The 14518-nt window shown below is 72.9% G+C and carries 12 protein-coding genes and 2 pseudogenes; 9 read left to right on the top strand and 5 right to left on the bottom strand.

What is annotated here, in order from left to right:
• The first annotated feature begins 35 nt into the window (after positions 1–35).
• A complete protein-coding gene (locus tag O7624_RS00955) occupies positions 36–1307 on the top strand; it encodes a snapalysin family zinc-dependent metalloprotease (RefSeq protein WP_348774973.1) in 1272 nt (423 codons plus the stop codon).
• Positions 1308–1439: 132 nt separating this feature from the next.
• Positions 1440–2483 carry an SAM-dependent methyltransferase gene (locus tag O7624_RS00950; RefSeq protein WP_282238517.1) on the top strand — a complete coding sequence of 348 codons (1044 nt, stop codon included), beginning with the start codon at positions 1440–1442 and terminating at the stop codon, positions 2481–2483.
• A 101-nt stretch (positions 2484–2584) separates the two neighbouring features.
• Here O7624_RS00950 and O7624_RS00945 read toward each other — a convergent pair.
• Together O7624_RS00945 and O7624_RS00940 are read right to left on the bottom strand one after the other, a co-directional pair.
• A pseudogene (locus O7624_RS00945) lies at positions 2585–4174 on the bottom strand (sulfatase-like hydrolase/transferase); the annotation flags it as partial.
• A gap of 269 nt (positions 4175–4443) precedes the next feature.
• Positions 4444–5133, bottom strand: a pseudogene (locus tag O7624_RS00940) (CDP-alcohol phosphatidyltransferase family protein); the annotation flags it as partial.
• A gap of 95 nt (positions 5134–5228) precedes the next feature.
• Here O7624_RS00940 and O7624_RS00935 point away from each other — a divergent pair.
• The 7 genes from O7624_RS00935 (at position 5229) to O7624_RS00905 (ending at position 10892) form a co-directional block, all read left to right on the top strand.
• Complete coding sequence (locus O7624_RS00935) at positions 5229–6209, top strand: zinc-binding alcohol dehydrogenase (protein WP_282238516.1); 981 nt, start codon at positions 5229–5231, stop codon at positions 6207–6209.
• A gap of 3 nt (positions 6210–6212) precedes the next feature.
• Positions 6213–6644: a 6-carboxytetrahydropterin synthase gene (locus O7624_RS00930; protein WP_282238515.1), complete on the top strand. Its 432-nt coding sequence runs from the start codon at positions 6213–6215 to the stop codon at positions 6642–6644.
• Positions 6628–7680 carry a glycosyltransferase family 4 protein gene (locus O7624_RS00925; protein ID WP_282238514.1) on the top strand — a complete coding sequence of 351 codons (1053 nt, stop codon included), beginning with the start codon at positions 6628–6630 and terminating at the stop codon, positions 7678–7680. Before O7624_RS00930 ends, O7624_RS00925 begins: the two co-directional genes overlap by 17 nt.
• On the top strand, positions 7677–8501 hold the full coding sequence (locus tag O7624_RS00920) for a class I SAM-dependent methyltransferase (RefSeq protein ID WP_282238513.1): 825 nt from the start codon (positions 7677–7679) through the stop codon (positions 8499–8501). Before O7624_RS00925 ends, O7624_RS00920 begins: the two co-directional genes overlap by 4 nt.
• A 62-nt stretch (positions 8502–8563) precedes the next feature.
• Positions 8564–9526, top strand: coding sequence for a lysylphosphatidylglycerol synthase domain-containing protein (locus O7624_RS00915; RefSeq protein WP_282238512.1), 963 nt, complete (start codon positions 8564–8566; stop codon positions 9524–9526).
• Positions 9527–9537: 11 nt separating this feature from the next.
• Positions 9538–10179, top strand: a complete 642-nt coding sequence (ribA, locus tag O7624_RS00910) for a GTP cyclohydrolase II (RefSeq protein ID WP_210933505.1) — start codon at positions 9538–9540, stop codon at positions 10177–10179.
• Positions 10176–10892 carry a dihydrofolate reductase family protein gene (locus O7624_RS00905; RefSeq protein ID WP_282238511.1) on the top strand — a complete coding sequence of 239 codons (717 nt, stop codon included), beginning with the start codon at positions 10176–10178 and terminating at the stop codon, positions 10890–10892. Before ribA ends, O7624_RS00905 begins: the two co-directional genes overlap by 4 nt.
• Before the next feature lie 218 nt (positions 10893–11110).
• Here O7624_RS00905 and O7624_RS00900 read toward each other — a convergent pair whose 3' ends face one another.
• The 3 genes from O7624_RS00900 to O7624_RS00890 are packed head-to-tail and all read right to left on the bottom strand — an operon-like array spanning position 11111 to position 14500.
• A complete protein-coding gene (locus tag O7624_RS00900) occupies positions 11111–11659 on the bottom strand; it encodes a GNAT family N-acetyltransferase (RefSeq protein WP_282238510.1) in 549 nt (182 codons plus the stop codon).
• Positions 11652–13694 (bottom strand): penicillin acylase family protein, encoded by a 2043-nt coding sequence (locus tag O7624_RS00895; RefSeq protein ID WP_282238509.1) that lies wholly within the window; start codon positions 13692–13694, stop codon positions 11652–11654. The genes O7624_RS00900 and O7624_RS00895 overlap by 8 nt, the downstream gene beginning before the upstream one ends.
• Entirely contained in the window at positions 13691–14500 is an 810-nt protein-coding gene (locus O7624_RS00890; RefSeq protein WP_210933508.1) for an ABC transporter ATP-binding protein, read from the bottom strand. The genes O7624_RS00895 and O7624_RS00890 overlap by 4 nt, the downstream gene beginning before the upstream one ends.
• Positions 14501–14518 lie beyond the last annotated feature (18 nt).

Genomic DNA, 14518 nt, shown 5'->3' with positions numbered 1-14518 from the left:
GGGGTAACAGCGCCGGGCGGTATGACGCTTTCGCGATGACAACCATCCAAGGGCGCCCATTAATATTTACGCACATCGATTGCGGCGTGTCGGCGCGCCGCTCAGTTCGCAGGGAGTGCGTGATGATCCGACGACAACTGCTGCGCGCGGCCACCGCCGCGCTGGCGGCGGTGCTGGCGGCGACGGGGCTTCAGGTGGCCACCGCCGCCAGCGCCTCGGCGGCCCGGACCGTCTACTACGACGCCAGCCGGGCCGGCGAGTTCCGGACCAACTTCGACCAGGCCGCGCAGATCTGGAACAGTCGGGTCAGCAACGTGCGGCTGGTGCCCGGCACGCCCGCCGGCGTCACCATCTACGTCGACAGTGGCTGGCCCCGGGCGCAGGTCACCGGGCTCGGCTCCGGCCGCATCTGGATGGGCTGGCAGGCGGTCAACCAGGGCTACCACCGCACCAGGATCGCCACCCACGAGTTCGGTCACATCCTCGGCCTGCCCGACCGGCGCACCGGGCTCTGCTCCGACCTGATGTCCGGCAGCAGCGCGCCGGTCTCCTGCACCAACGCGTACCCCAGCGCCGCCGAGGCGAGCCGGGTTAACCAGCTCTTCGCCGGCAGCGTGCGCGCGTCGGCGGCGGCGGGCAGCTACACCTGGACCGAGGACGCCGCTGTCGGGATCCTGGTGGTCAACGGCCGGCCGGCGACCGAGAACTACCCGTGGCTCGTCTACACCTCCGGCTGCACCGGCACCCTGATCAAGTCCAACTGGGTGGTCACCGCGCGGCACTGCCCGACCCCGTCGTCGGTGCGGGTGGGCAGCATCAACCGCACCAGCGGCGGCACTGTCGTCCGGGTCAGCCGGGCGGTCAACCACCCGAGCATCGACGTCAAGCTGTTCCAACTCGCCAGCTCGGTCAGCTACGCGCCGGCACCCATCCCGACAACCTCCGGCGCCGTCGGCACGGCCACCCGGATCATCGGCTGGGGCCAGACCTGCGCGCCCCGCGGCTGCGGCTCCGCGCCCACCGTGGCCCACGAACTGGACACCTCGATCGTGTCCGACAGCCGGTGCAGCGGCATCAACGGTCCGTACGAGATCTGCACCAACAACACCAACGGCAACGCCGGCGCCTGCTACGGCGACTCCGGCGGCCCGCAGGTGCGCCGGATCAACGGCGTGTGGAACGTGATCGGCGCGACCAGTAGAGCCGGTAACAACAGCTCCACCTGCGCCACCGCCCCGTCCATCTACGGTGACCTGACCTCGATCCGCTCCTGGATCAACTCCCAGGTCGGCGGCCTGCCCTCCTGACCCGCGCCGCCGCGATCATGCAGGTGTGGTGCCCCACGAACGCCCCGAAACGGGCTGTTCCGGGTGCCACACCTGCATGATCGGCGAGGGTTGTGCGGGGGAGCGCGGGGTGGGGTGGGATAGTGGGCGGTCGTGACGAGGTATGGGGTGCTGAGTCTGCCGTCGAGTAACCGGGTGTACTCGGGGGCGGCCGTGGAGTTGACCCGGGCGGAGCTGGAGATCTTCGGCGACGCGGTGCTCGGTGGGCGGATCGGTGAGGTGGCGACCGCGACCATCGGCGGGGCGCGCTACATCACATTCGAGGCCGCCGGTGGCCTCAGCGAGCAGGACGCCGCGCTGCTGGGCAACCTCTCCGGCGCGTACGCGATCTTCGAGTTCGTCGGCGAGCTGCTAAATCCGGTGCCGGTGACCCGGCTGGACCGCTTCGACGACGACCTGCTCACCATCCAGAAGTACCCGGGCAAGACCAACGAGCAGTTCACCAAGCTGCTGCTCAACGTCACACTGCTCGCCTCGGACGGGGCCGGCGAGCTGCTGACCCGACGGTTCCGGGTGCTCGATCCGCTGTGCGGCAGGGGCACCACGCTCAACCAGGCGATGATGTACGGCTTCGACGCCGCCGGCCTGGACCGGGACAGCAAGGACTTCGAGGCGTACCAGACGTTCCTGAGCACCTGGCTCAAGCGCAAGCGGATCAAGCACCGGGTGCTGGAGTCCGGGCCGATCCGTCGGGAGCGCAAGGTGGTCGGCCGGCGGCTGCGGGTGGAGTTGGCCGCCTCGAAGGAGGCCCACAAGGCGGGCGACGTGCAGTCGGTGGACGTGGTGAACGCGGACACCACCCGGGTCGGTGAGTTCTTCCGCCCGGAGACGATCGACGTGGTGGTGGCCGACGCGCCCTACGGGGTGCAGCACGGCAGCCGTACCGCCGAGAACGGGCTGGCCCGCGACCCCCTCGCCCTGCTCACCGCCGCCGCCCCCGGGTGGGCGCGGGTGCTGCGCCCCGGTGGCGCGCTGGGTATCTCCTGGAACACGAACGTCGCCCGGCGTGAGGCCGCCGCTGAGTGCCTGGCCGCCGCCGGCCTCACCGTCCTCGACACCGGCCCCTGGCGCGCCCTCTCCCACCGCGTCGACCAAGCCATAGTCCGCGACGTCCTGGTAGCCCACAAACCCACCTGACCCGACCCCACCCCCGCGATCTTGCAGCTTTGGTCGTCGAAATGTGCCCTATGCCCCTCTTGCGGGGACAGAAAGCGCAAGATCGCGGGGGTGGGGGTGGGTCAGCGGGGTTGGGCTTGGGGGCGGGATCCGGTGGGGCCGAAGGCGGTGAGGAAACGGTCGCGGAACTCGTTCATCGGCCAGACCGGTGCGCTCGGGTCCGGGGTCAGGCCGTCCTGCCAACCCCAGTCGTTGATGCGCTGCAGCACCGCCTGGTCCTTGGTCACGATGTGGATCGGCACGTCGTGGCTCGGATTCTCGCCGGTGACCACCGGCGCGGGCTGGTGGTCACCGACGAAGACCAGCACCGTGTCGTCGTCGCCGTAGCGCTCCACGTAGGAGATGAGGGTACGCAGCGTGTAGCTGACCGAGTGCCGGTAACCGGTGCGGGCCTGCGCCGTCGGCGTACCGATGATGCCCCGCCGGAACACCTCGCCGTCGTCGATGGCGTCCCAGTCGACAAGCGACGGCACCTTCGTCCAGGGGGAGTGGCTGGAGACCAGGGCCAGCTCGGCCATGACCGGACGGTCCCGCTGTCCGGTCAGCTCCCGCTGATGGAACTGGTGGATGGCGAACTGGTCAGGCATCGGGGCGAAGGCGAACTTGGGGCCCTGGTAGCCCAGGTCGGGGCCGCTGTAGAACTGCTCGTAGCCGTAGAAGGCGCCCTCCGGCCACGCCTGGTTGACCGCCGGCATCACCCCGACCGTACGCCAGGAGGCGCGCCGGAACGCATCGCCGAGGGTGAACCGGTCGGTGGCGAGCAGGTTCCGATAGCGCTGGTTGTTGTCGACCCACAGGCCGGACAGCAGGGTGGCGTGCGCCAACCAGCTCGCTCCGCCGATGGTCGGCGAGGTGAGGAAGCCGCTGCGGGTGGCGAACCCGGCCGTGGCCAACCGATCGGCGCTCTCGTCGAGCATCCGGGGAATGGACGCGAACTCGGCGTCGGTGACCGCGTCGCGGCCGTAGCTCTCCACGAAGGCGATCAGCACATCCTTGCCGCGCAGACCGGTGAGCAGCTGGTCGGCGGGCACGTCCCGGAACGGGTCCACCCCGACCTCGCTGGCGAACGCCTGGCGGTCGTACAGCCGGTCCCGGACCTCGGCGGCATGCTCCTGCACGAGGATGGTGGCGTTGGTGTCGGCCATCGGCATGGCGGGCACGATCCGCGCCCCGAAGGCCGCCAGCACCGCCCAGACCAGCACCAGCGTGGCGACCGCCCGGGTGCTGCCGGTCCGGTGTCGGGCCAGCGCCCCGGACAGCCGTACCGCCGACAGGGCGGTCAGCACCGGTACGGCCAGCAGCAGCAGCCCGACCCCGAGCGCGATGGCTATCGCGCCCGGTCGGCCGATCGACTCGGCCACGAAGGTGAACGCCTCGTCCAGCAGCGACCAGTCCAGCACCAGGTCGAACGGGCGACCAAGCGAGGAGTAGAAACCCAGGTCACCGACCTTCACCACGGCGACGAGCCCGAGCAGCCCACCGGCCAGCGCGGCCACCACCCGGCGGGGCCGACCGGGCAGCGCGAGCAGCAGCGCCGCCAGCAGCAGCGCCTCCAGTGGGATTCGTAGAAACGCGCCGGGTTCCAGCTGCCACGGCCGGTTGGGCAGGGTGAACGTGACAAGCACCAGCAGCGCGGCGAGCGCTGTGGCCACCCGCGCGAGGATCCGTCGGCGCATGGTGACCGGCGCTGGCCGGGACGCGGCGTCATCCACGTCGGTGGTGGTGCTCGGGTTCTGGTCGGCGTCGGGCGTGGACGCCGGGTCGGCGATCGACAACTGGGTCTCCCGGGTCAGCGCAGCGACAGTACGGGGGCGGTGGACAGGTCGCGCTCGTCGACCCGATCGGCCCGTCGCACGCCGATCGGCACGGTCGGCATGGTCGGTGCCGCCGGCACCACAAGTGCCGGCACGGTCCGGACGGGTCGGTGCCGCCACAACCAGCTGACGTCCCGCCCGAACGACTCGACCAGCAGGACGATCGCGGCCACCAGCACGACCGTGGTCAGCATCCCGGGCAGCACCTGGGCGGCGGCGACCGCGAGCATGATCCCCTGGACCGCGGCGACCACCTTACGCCAGTACCGGTGCGGCAGCTGCGCGTTCATCCAGGGCAGCACCCAGCCGGCGACCAGGAAGATGTACCGCATCAGGCCGATGGCGAGCACCCAGGCGCCGACCGAGGGGGTGACGTAGAGGCTCAGCATCAGCACCAGGAACGAGTCGACCTCCATGTCGAACCGGGCGCCGAGGGCGCTTGTCGTACCGGTGCGGCGGGCCACCTTGCCGTCGACCGCGTCGAGGGCCAGGGCCACCGCGGTCATCGTCACCAGCAGCGCCACCGGCGCGGGACGATCGCCGGTCAGCGAGTCGGCGATCAGCGCGGTCACCGCCCCGACCAGCAGTCCCCGACCCATCGTCACCCAGTCGGCCGGTCCCAGCCGGGTCGAGCCCGCGTGACGCAGCCCACGCACGAGCGCCAGGCAGGTCACCGCCCCGTACGCCAGGCCCGCCAGCCAGCCCGCGACACCGAGACCGACCGTCGCGGCGAGCGCCGCCAGCAGCGCGATCTGGACGATCAGCCCGATTTGCGGACCGGTTCGAACTGTGGACACCGTGCCTCCGTGTTTATGATCGACGACCCCTGCCAGGGAACTACGGAAAATACGACGGATCGGTTCGGTCTGGACGCAGGTAAGGAGAAAAATCCGTGACGCGTACCGCCCTCGCCTTCTGGCTCCGGGCTCCCGGCGCGGGTGAGATCCGTCCGGTGACGTTGCCGGAACCGGACGCCGACGAGGTCCTGGTGCGCAGCCGGTACTCCGGGGTCAGCCGGGGCACCGAGACCCTGGTCTTCACCGGGAGCGTGCCCGCCAGCCAGTACGCCGCGATGCGCGCCCCGTTTCAGGATGGCGACTTTCCGGCCCCGGTCAAGTACGGCTACCTCAGTGTCGGCGAGGTCGAGCAGGGCCCGGCGCACCTGCTCGGACGTACGGTGTTCTGCCTGCACCCGCACCAGAGCGCATACGTGGTGCCGGCGGAGGCGGTGACCGTCGTACCGGCGCAGGTACCGGCGGCCCGTGCCGTGCTGGCCGGCACCGTGGAGACCGCCGTCAACGCGTTGTGGGACGCCCCGCCCCTGGTCGGCGACCGGGTGACAGTGGTCGGGGGTGGCATGGTCGGCTGTGCGGTGACCGCCCTGCTGGCCCGCTTCCCCGGGGTACGGGTGGAACTGGTCGACACCGATCCGTCCCGCGCCGAGGTGGCCGCCGCGTTGGGTGTCGACTTCGCTGCCCCCGAGACCGCCAGCGACGGCCGTGACCTGGTGGTGCACGCGAGCGCCAGCGCCGCCGGCCTGCAACGCGGCCTGGACCTGCTCGCGCCGGAAGGCACCCTGCTCGAACTGAGCTGGTACGGCGACCGGCCGGTGCAACTCTCCCTCGGCGGGGCGTTCCACTCCGGACGGCTGAACATCCGCAGCAGCCAGGTTGGCATGGTGGCGCCGGCGCGACGCGGCAGTCGCAGCTACGCCGACCGGATGGCGCTCGCCCTGGACCTGCTTGCCGACCCGGCGTTCGACGTGCTGATCACCGGCCGGTCGCCGTTCGCGGAACTGCCCGACGTACTCACCCGACTCAGCGGGGGCGACCTGCCCGCGCTGTGCCATCTCATCACCTACGACGGGGAGTGAACCGTGTTCAGCGTGACCGTCCGTGACCACATCATGATCGCCCACAGTTTCCGTGGTGAGGTCTTCGGCCCCGCCCAACGGCTGCACGGCGCGACGTTCGTGGTCGACGCCACCTTCCGCCGGCCGGACCTCGACGACGACGGCATCGTGGTCGACATCGGACTGGCCACCGAGCAGCTCAAGGCGGTGCTCGGCGAGCTGAACTACCGCAACCTCGACGACGAACCCGCGTTCGCCGGGCAGAACACCACCACTGAGGTGTTGGCCCGCACCATCGCCGACCGGCTCGCCGAGCGGGTGGCCGCCGGTCAACTCGGCGGCGGTGCCCGGGGCCTGACCGGGATCACGGTCACCCTGCACGAGTCGCACGTGGCGTGGGCCAGCTACGAGCGGGCGCTGCCCGGCTCGACCGCCGTCGGTGAGCGCACCGCCTGACGTGCCGACCCTGCACGTGATCCTGCCGGGCGACATCGACGACCCGGCGTCGCCCAGCGGCGGCAACGGCTACGACCGGCGGATCTGCGCCGGGCTCACCGCCGCCGGCTGGTTGGTCCGCGAGCACGCCGTGTCCGGTGACTGGCCGAGACCGTCCCCGGCGGCGCAGGCTGCGTTGGCGCGGGTGCTGGCCGGTACCTCGGACGGTGCGCTGGTGCTGGTCGACGGCCTGGTCGCCTCGGTGGTGCCGGACGTGCTCGCCGCGCACTCCGGGCGGCTGCGCCTGGTCGCGCTGGTGCACCTGCCCCGGGACGACGACACCGAGGCCCGAGCGCTGGCCGCGGTCACCGCCGTGGTGGCCACCAGCGCCTGGACCCGCGACGCGCTGCTGCGGCGGTACCCGCTGCCCGCCGAACGGGTGCACGTGGCGCCGCCCGGGGTGGACCCGGCGTCGCCGGCGACCGGCTCGGCGACCGGTTCGGCCCTGCTCTGCGTCGCGGCGGTCGCCCGGCACAAGGGGCACGACGTCCTGGTCGAGGCGCTGACCATGGTGGCCGACCGGCACTGGACGTTGGCCTGCGTCGGACCGCTGCACCGGGAGCCGGAGTTCGTCGACCGGCTGCGCGAGCGGATCAGCGCCGGGCGGCTCACCGCTCGGATCCGGCTGACCGGGCCGTTGGCCGGTGACCGGCTCGCCGCCGCGTACGCCGCCGCCGACCTGCTGGTGCACCCGTCGCGCGGTGAGACGTACGGGATGGTGGTCACCGAGGCGCTGGCGCGCGCCGTACCGGTGCTCGCCACCGCCGTCGGCGGAGTGCCCGACGCCCTCGGGCGCACGGCGACGGGCGACCGGCCGGGTCTGCTGGTGCCGCCCGACGACCCGACCGCGCTGGCCACGGCGTTACGCCGCTGGCTCGACGACGCGGCCCTGCGTGAGCAGTTGCGGCACGCCGCCGGCCAGCGACGGGACACCCTCGCGGACTGGGGCAGCACGGTCGCCCGGATCACCACCGCCCTGAAGGAGGCGTCGGCATGAGCATCGATCTCCCGCCCGATTTCGCGAAGTGGCTCGCGCTGCGGGAACCCGCCGACGTGGCGGCCCGATCCACCGAACTGGTAGACAAACTGCGGGCGGCGCTGCCCGGCGACGGCCCCCTGGTGGTGCATGACCTCGGCGCCGGAACCGGCTCACTGGGCCGCTGGCTGGCCCCGCTGCTGCCCGGCGCGCAGCACTGGATCCTGCACGACCAGGACCCCGACCTGCTGGCTGGGGCCCGCGCCGGCATGCCCGCCACCGCCGCCGACGGCGCGCCGGTGACCGTCGAGACGCGCCAGGGCGACCTGACCCGCCTGACCGCCGCCGAGCTGGCCGACGCCGCCCTGGTCACCGCCTCCGCCCTGCTCGACATGCTGACCGTCGAGGAACTCGACAGACTGGTCGCCACCTGCGCCGAGGCCGGGTGCCCGGCCCTGCTCCTGATCTCCGTGACCGGCACCGTACGGCTGACCCCGGCCGACCCGCTGGACGACGAGGTCGCCGCCGCCTTCAACGCCCACCAGCGGCGTACCGTCGGCGGTCGGCGGCTGCTCGGGCCGGACGCGGTCGACGCCTGCGCCGCCGCCTTCGCCCGGCACGGGGTGGACGTGGAACGACGCCCCAGCCCCTGGCTGCTCGGTCCGGAGCAGGCCGCCCTGGCGGCGGAGTGGTTCACCGGGTGGCTCGACGCGGCTCGTGAGGAACGTACCGAGCTGACCGCCCATACCGGCGAGTACGAACGCCGTCGGCTGGCGGAGGCTGAAACCGGTCGGCTCGGGGTACTGGTCGGTCACGTCGACCTGCTGGCGCTGCCCCGTTGAACCGGCAGCCGACCTGCTGCGTGCGTACAGTCAGGGAAGATCGTCATGCCGGGGAGGCACGAGTGGGGGATGAAGCTGGCGGCGCCGCGCCCACGGCGACCCCGGTGGGCCGGTCGTTCTGGGGCTGGGCCCGTCTGGTGCTGGGACTGGCCGTCCTCGTCGGGCTGCTCTGCTGGCTCGGCACCGGTCCGTTCCTGGCCGGACTGCGGCTGATCGACGCGCCGGCCCTGGCCGCCGCGCTCGCCATCGGCGTCCTCACCACCGTCTGCGCCGCCTGGCGGTGGAGTCTCGTCGCGGGCGGGCTCGGCGTACGGCTGCCACTGCGGGAGGCGGTCGCCCACTGCTATCGCGCGATCTTCCTGAACGCGACGCTGCCCGGCGGGATCCTCGGTGACGTGCACCGCGCGGTGCGGCACGGCCGCGACGTGGGCGACGTCGGACGCGGCATCCGGGCGGTGGTATGGGAACGGATGGCCGGGCAGGTGGTGCTGGTCGCGGTCGCCGTGGTGCTGCTGTTCGCCTTCCCGTCGCCGGTGCGTCCGTTCCTGCCGGTGGCGACCGCCGTGGCGGTGGCGGTGCTGGTCGCCGTGGTGCTGGCCGCCTGGCTGCTGCCGCAGTCCGGTGCCTCCCGGTGGGCGCGCGCGTTGGGCACCGCCGTCTCGGACGTCCGACGCGGGCTGCTCGGCCGGCGTACCTGGGCCGGGGTGCTGTTCGCCTCGGCGCTGGCCGTCGCCGGGCACCTCGCCACCTTCCTGGTGGCGGCACGCACTGCGGGTTCCACCGCCCCGTTGACCCTGCTGCTGCCGCTGACCCTGCTGGCCCTGCTCGCGATGGGGGTGCCGGCCAACGTCGCCGGGTTCGGCCCCCGCGAGGGGGTGGCCGCGTGGGCGTTCGCCGCCGCCGGCCTGACCGCCGCCGAGGGGGTGGCTACCGCGACGGTGTACGGCGCCCTGGTGCTCGTCGCGAGCCTGCCCGGAGCCGCCGTGCTGCTGGCCCGACGTATCCGTGTACCCGCCACCGTCTGACGAGGAGACCCATGTCCGAATCACTGCCTGTCGCCACCATCCGGACGCAGGTCACCGTGCCGCTGCGGTTTCCCGACGGTTACACCACCACGGCCCGGCTGTTCACCTTTGACGGGCTGGTCGACGGCCGGGAGCACCTCGCCTTCGCCCTCGGCGACACCGCCGCTGCCGAACGCGGCGGCAACGTGCCCCTGGTCCGCCCGCACAGCGAATGTCTCACCGGCGACGTGTTCGGCAGCCAGCGCTGCGACTGCGGGCCGCAGTTGCGTGAGGCGGTGCAGCGCATCGCCGACGTCGGCGGCTACCTGCTCTACCTGCGCCAGGAGGGCCGGGGCATCGGGCTGTACGCCAAGCTCGACGCGTACGCCTTGCAGGACGCGGGGCTGGACACCTTCGAGGCCAACGTCGCGCTCGGTCACGCCGAGGACGAACGCGACTACACCGTGGCCGCGCAGATGCTCGCCGCGCTCAGCGTCGGACCGATCGCGGTGCTGAGCAACAACCCGGAGAAGACCGACCAGTTGGGTCGGCTCGGGATCACCGTGACCGAGCAGGTGCCCACCGGCGTGTTCCTGTCCCCGGCCAACGCCGACTACCTCGCGGCGAAGGCCAGCCGCGCGGCCCGCACCGCCGACCTTCCCTGCGTCCGGTGACCGGCCCGCCCGGGGTGGCCCGGCCGTACGTGCTGCTCAGCTGCGCCACCTCGATCGACGGCTACATCGACGACGCCACCGAGGAGCGGCTGCTGCTGTCCAACGACGCGGATCTCGACCGGGTGGACGAGGTCCGCGCCGGCTGCGACGCGATCCTGGTCGGCGCCGGCACCGTCCGCCGTGACGATCCCCGGCTGCTGGTGCGCTGCGAACGGCGCCGGGCTGCGCGGGTCGCCCGTGGCCTGCCGGCGTCGCCCACCCGGGTGACCGTGACCGGCTGCGGCGACCTGGATCCGCAGGCCCGGCTGTTCACCGTCGGCGACACCGAGCGGATCGTCTACAGCGCCAGCGGCGCGGTCGAGAAGACCCGGCACCGGCTGGGCGCGCTGGCCACCGTGGTCGACGCCGGTGAGCCGGTCGACCTGGTGCGGATGCTGGCCGACCTCGCCGAGCGGGGCGTCGGCCGGCTGCTGGTGGAGGGCGGCGCGGGCGTGCACGGACAGTTCCTCGCGGCGGGGCTCGCCGACGAGCTGCACCTGGTGGTGGCCCCGTTCTTCGTGGCTGACCGGCGGGCACCGCGGTTCGTCGGCGAGGGCAGCTTCCCGTGGCACCCGGGTCGGCGGGCGCAGGTGGTCGAGGCGCGGCAGATCGGTGACGTGGTGCTCACCCGCTACGCCCTGTCCGAACGCTGCGAACCGACGCAGGCCGACTGACCGCCGCCGGATGCCGCATCTCGCGGTGTCCGGGCGGCGGGAAGGCGCGACATGCCGCATCTCGCGGTGTCTCTGCGGCGGCGGGGCCGCGACATGCCGCATCTCGCGCGGTCCGGGCGGCGGGAAGGCGCGACATGCGGCATGTCGGGGTTAGGCCCCGCCTGGCCGGACCGCCGGCTGGACTCCGCCTCGGCTCGGCCGAGGACTTCGACCAGGGTCTAGTCCGGGGGGCGGTCGAGGAACATCAGTCGGGCCCGCTTGTCGGCCAGGTCGATCAGCGGGCCGTCGACGAAACCGGCCCGCCGCAGCCGGGTTATCGCCTTGTCGTTGCGGGCGTCCGGTTCCATCACCAGCCGTAGCCGGCTGCGGTCGGTGAAGACGAAGGAGACGAACTCGCCCAGCAGCGTGCCGGTGAACCCCGGTTCCGGCCGTACCGGGGTGCCGATCAGCAGGTGCCCGCCGTGGTCACCGGGGCGCACCGGGTAGCACTCGCCGACCGGGTCGTGCTCCGGCTCGTAGGTCTGGAACAGCGCCACCGGATGCCCGTCGCGCAGGGTGAGGTACGCGTGATGGGTGGAGAGCGAGTCCACGTACCGGTAGATCTCGGCGACCTGCTCCCGGTCGGCGTCGCGCATCCCCCAGAACCGGGCCCGTTCCTGACTGACCCAGGAGTGGATGACGTCGGCGTCGGTGTCAGGCTCGACCGGCCGGAAGGTGACCACACCGAATCGGGGCACGTGCCGTTCGTAGTGGTGCCGGTCAGTCATCGTGCTCCTCGGTCAGCCGGTCCCAGTCGCAGCCGGTCTGGATCAGTTCGCCGCTGGCCCACAGCGGCAGTTGGTCGTCGCGGTGCGGTCCACTGCCGGTGGCGCCGAGCGGCACCACCCAGCGGCTGTCGTCCCGCCGAGCCAGGTCCCACACGTAGCGGGCCGCCGGCCCGCGCAGGCACAGGTCGGTGACTCCGGGGACGCTGGAGGTGGCCAGCACACAGTCGTGGTCGCCGGAGAGCTGCGGACCCGGCGGCGCGGCCGGCTCGGGCAGCGCCTGCCACGGCAGGAGCCGGTGCCGTTCGCCCCAGCGCCGGGGGTCGCCGTCGGCGGCCACCTCCGTCAGGGCCTCGCTCAGCAGGTCGGCCCGATCCAGGCCGGGCAGGTCGGCGTGCAGCAGCGGGTTCACCGCGTACCCGACCCGGGGCAGCAGGGCCAGCCACGGCCGGAACACCTCGGGATAGGCGGGTGGTTCGGCAAGCGTCGCCAGCGCGGGGTGGGCGGCGAGCCGGTGGGTCACGGCGGCCCGCAGGTCGGCGAAGGCGGCGGCGTCCACGCTGTCGGCGGCCATCCGGCGATCCCAGGCCAGCAGACGTTCCCGCAGCCCGGCGGCGGCCGGGCCGAGCCCGTCCAGCGTGGCGAGCAGGTCCAGCAGCGGCGCGGCGGCGGCCAGCTGGGTGTCGGTGTGCACGGTCGCCAACTGCTCGGCACCCCAGTCGTCGGTGGCGTCCAGCAGGTGGCGGATCCGGTCGGCCCGGTACGGCGGCGCGAACTCCACCCCGAGTTCGGCGGCGATGCCACGGTCGTTGGCCATCACCGCCACCCGGTCGACCGGTGCCTTCGGCATGTCGTGCCAGCCCCGCCAGGCGTGGCTCGCCTCCCAACCGGGGACCACCCGCAGCCCGTTGTCCGGGTGGCGACGCGGCACCCGGCCAGCCACCCGGTGCAGCAGTCCGCCGGCCGTGTCGGCTGCGAGGACCACGTTCACCGGTTCGACCCAGCCGTCCAGTGCCGCGTCGACGTCGTCGACGGTCCGTGCCCGCAGCAGCGCCGGCAGGACGCTGAAGCCCAGCTCACCGAGGACGCGGGGCGGATGGCGCAGGCTCACCGTGACGGCCGGGTCGTCGTCGGGCCCACCGGAGATCAGCGGTCCCCGGTCGGTCTCGATCACCTCGACCTCGACCGGTGCGGCTCCGGCCACCTCGATCGTCTCGACGTGCCGGTGCGCGGGCCGCCACCCGTCCGGCCCGTACGCCTCGACCCGGTCGCCCCGGCGGCGCAGCCGTTCGGCGTACCCGTCCTGGTAGTCGGCCATCGCGTTGGTGATCGCCCAGGCGACCTGGCCGGCATGACCGAAGTGGGGGATGCCCGGAACGCCGGGCACGGCGAACCCGAGCACGTCGTACTCCGGGCAGGCGAGGCGGATCTGCTGGTAGATGCCGGGCGCCTCGATGATCCGGTGCGGATCACCGGCGATCAGGGCGGCCCCGGTGGCGGTGCGGTCGGCGGCGAGCAGCCAGCCGTTGCTGCCCGAGGTGACGTGGTTGTCGACGGCGAACAGGCCGGTCGCCTGCGGACCGAGTCGGCGGGCCACGTGGTCGCGCCAGAGTTTGGTGCCGAAGCCCGCGAAGAGCACGTGGTGACCGAGCCAGATCGCCAGCGGCGTCCACGGCTGCCAGCGGCCCGGTCGCAGGCTGGTGGCGGCGAACTCCGGGGCCTGCGCCGCACCGGTGGCCAGCGCGGCGTTGACCCCGTCCACGTAGCGACCCACCCATTCGGCGGTGGCCGGGTCGAGGGCGGCGTGGCAACGTCGCGCGGTGTCGTCGAGCCGCACCCGGCGGGCGAAGCTGTCCCAGGCCACCGCGTCGGCGCCGAGGAACGAGGCGGAGGTGCCCTGGGACCGGTGCCGTTCCACCTCGAGCTGCCAGGCCCGGTCCAGGGCGGTGACCCGACCCTGGGCGTAGGCCAGCGACAGGTGGTCGTCGGCGCGCAGGTGCGGGACGCCGTAGTCGTCGCGGTAGCGGCGGGCGCTCACCGCGCCACCGTACCGGCTCGGGCGCGGGCTGCCGGAACCACCAGCGGCGTACCTGTCTCCGGATCGTCGATGACCCGGCAGGGCAGGCCGAAGACCTCCTCGACCAGCTCGGCGGTGACGATCCGGCGGGGTTCGCCGGCGGCCACCACCCGTCCGTCGCGCATCGCGATCAGGTGGGTGGCGTAGCGGGCGGCGTGGTTGAGGTCGTGCAGCACCGCGACCAGCGTGCGGCCCTGCTCCTCGTGCAGGCGGGCACACAGGTCGAGGACCTCGATCTGGTGGGCGATGTCGAGGTACGTGGTCGGTTCGTCCAACAGCAGCAGGGGCGTCTGCTGGGCCAGCGCCATCGCCAGCCAGACCCGCTGCCGCTGGCCACCGGAGAGTTCGTCGACCAGCCGGTCGCCGAGGTCGTCGACGCCGGTGGCGGCCATCGACTCGGCGACGATCCGCTCGTCGTCGGGGGACCACTGACGCAGCAGCCCCTGGTGCGGGTAGCGGCCCCGGGCCACCAGTTCGGCCACCCCGATGCCGTCGGGAGCGATCGGCGACTGGGGCAGCAACCCGAGCGTACGGGCCACGGCTCGGGCGGGCAGCCGACGGATGTCAGCGCCGTCGAGCAGCACAGCCCCGGCGGCCGGCTTCAGCAGCCGCGACAGCGCTCGCAGCAGCGTGGACTTACCGCACGCGTTCGGGCCGATGATGACCGTGAAGGAGCGGTCGGGCACCGCAACGGTGAGGTCCTCGGCGACAACGCGCCGGTCGTAGGCGAGCCGCAGCCCGTTGCCACCGAGCCGGGAGGTCGACATGCTTGTTGCTCCGTTCTC

Source organism: Verrucosispora sp. WMMD1129 (genome assembly GCF_029581255.1).
Classification (GTDB): Bacteria; Actinomycetota; Actinomycetes; order Mycobacteriales; family Micromonosporaceae; genus Micromonospora; species Micromonospora sediminimaris.
Note: the sequence above shows the minus strand (reverse complement) of the source record. Positions and strands in the feature narration are given on the sequence as shown.

Coding starts and splice junctions, on each gene's coding strand:
- O7624_RS00890 (WP_210933508.1), bottom strand. CDS start 14,500: ATGTCGACCTCCCGGCTCGGTGGCAACGGGCTGCGGCTCGCCTACGAC.
- O7624_RS00955 (WP_348774973.1), top strand. CDS start 36: ATGACAACCATCCAAGGGCGCCCATTAATATTTACGCACATCGATTGC.
- ribA (WP_210933505.1), top strand. CDS start 9,538: ATGTCCGAATCACTGCCTGTCGCCACCATCCGGACGCAGGTCACCGTG.
- O7624_RS00900 (WP_282238510.1), bottom strand. CDS start 11,659: ATGACTGACCGGCACCACTACGAACGGCACGTGCCCCGATTCGGTGTG.
- O7624_RS00920 (WP_282238513.1), top strand. CDS start 7,677: ATGAGCATCGATCTCCCGCCCGATTTCGCGAAGTGGCTCGCGCTGCGG.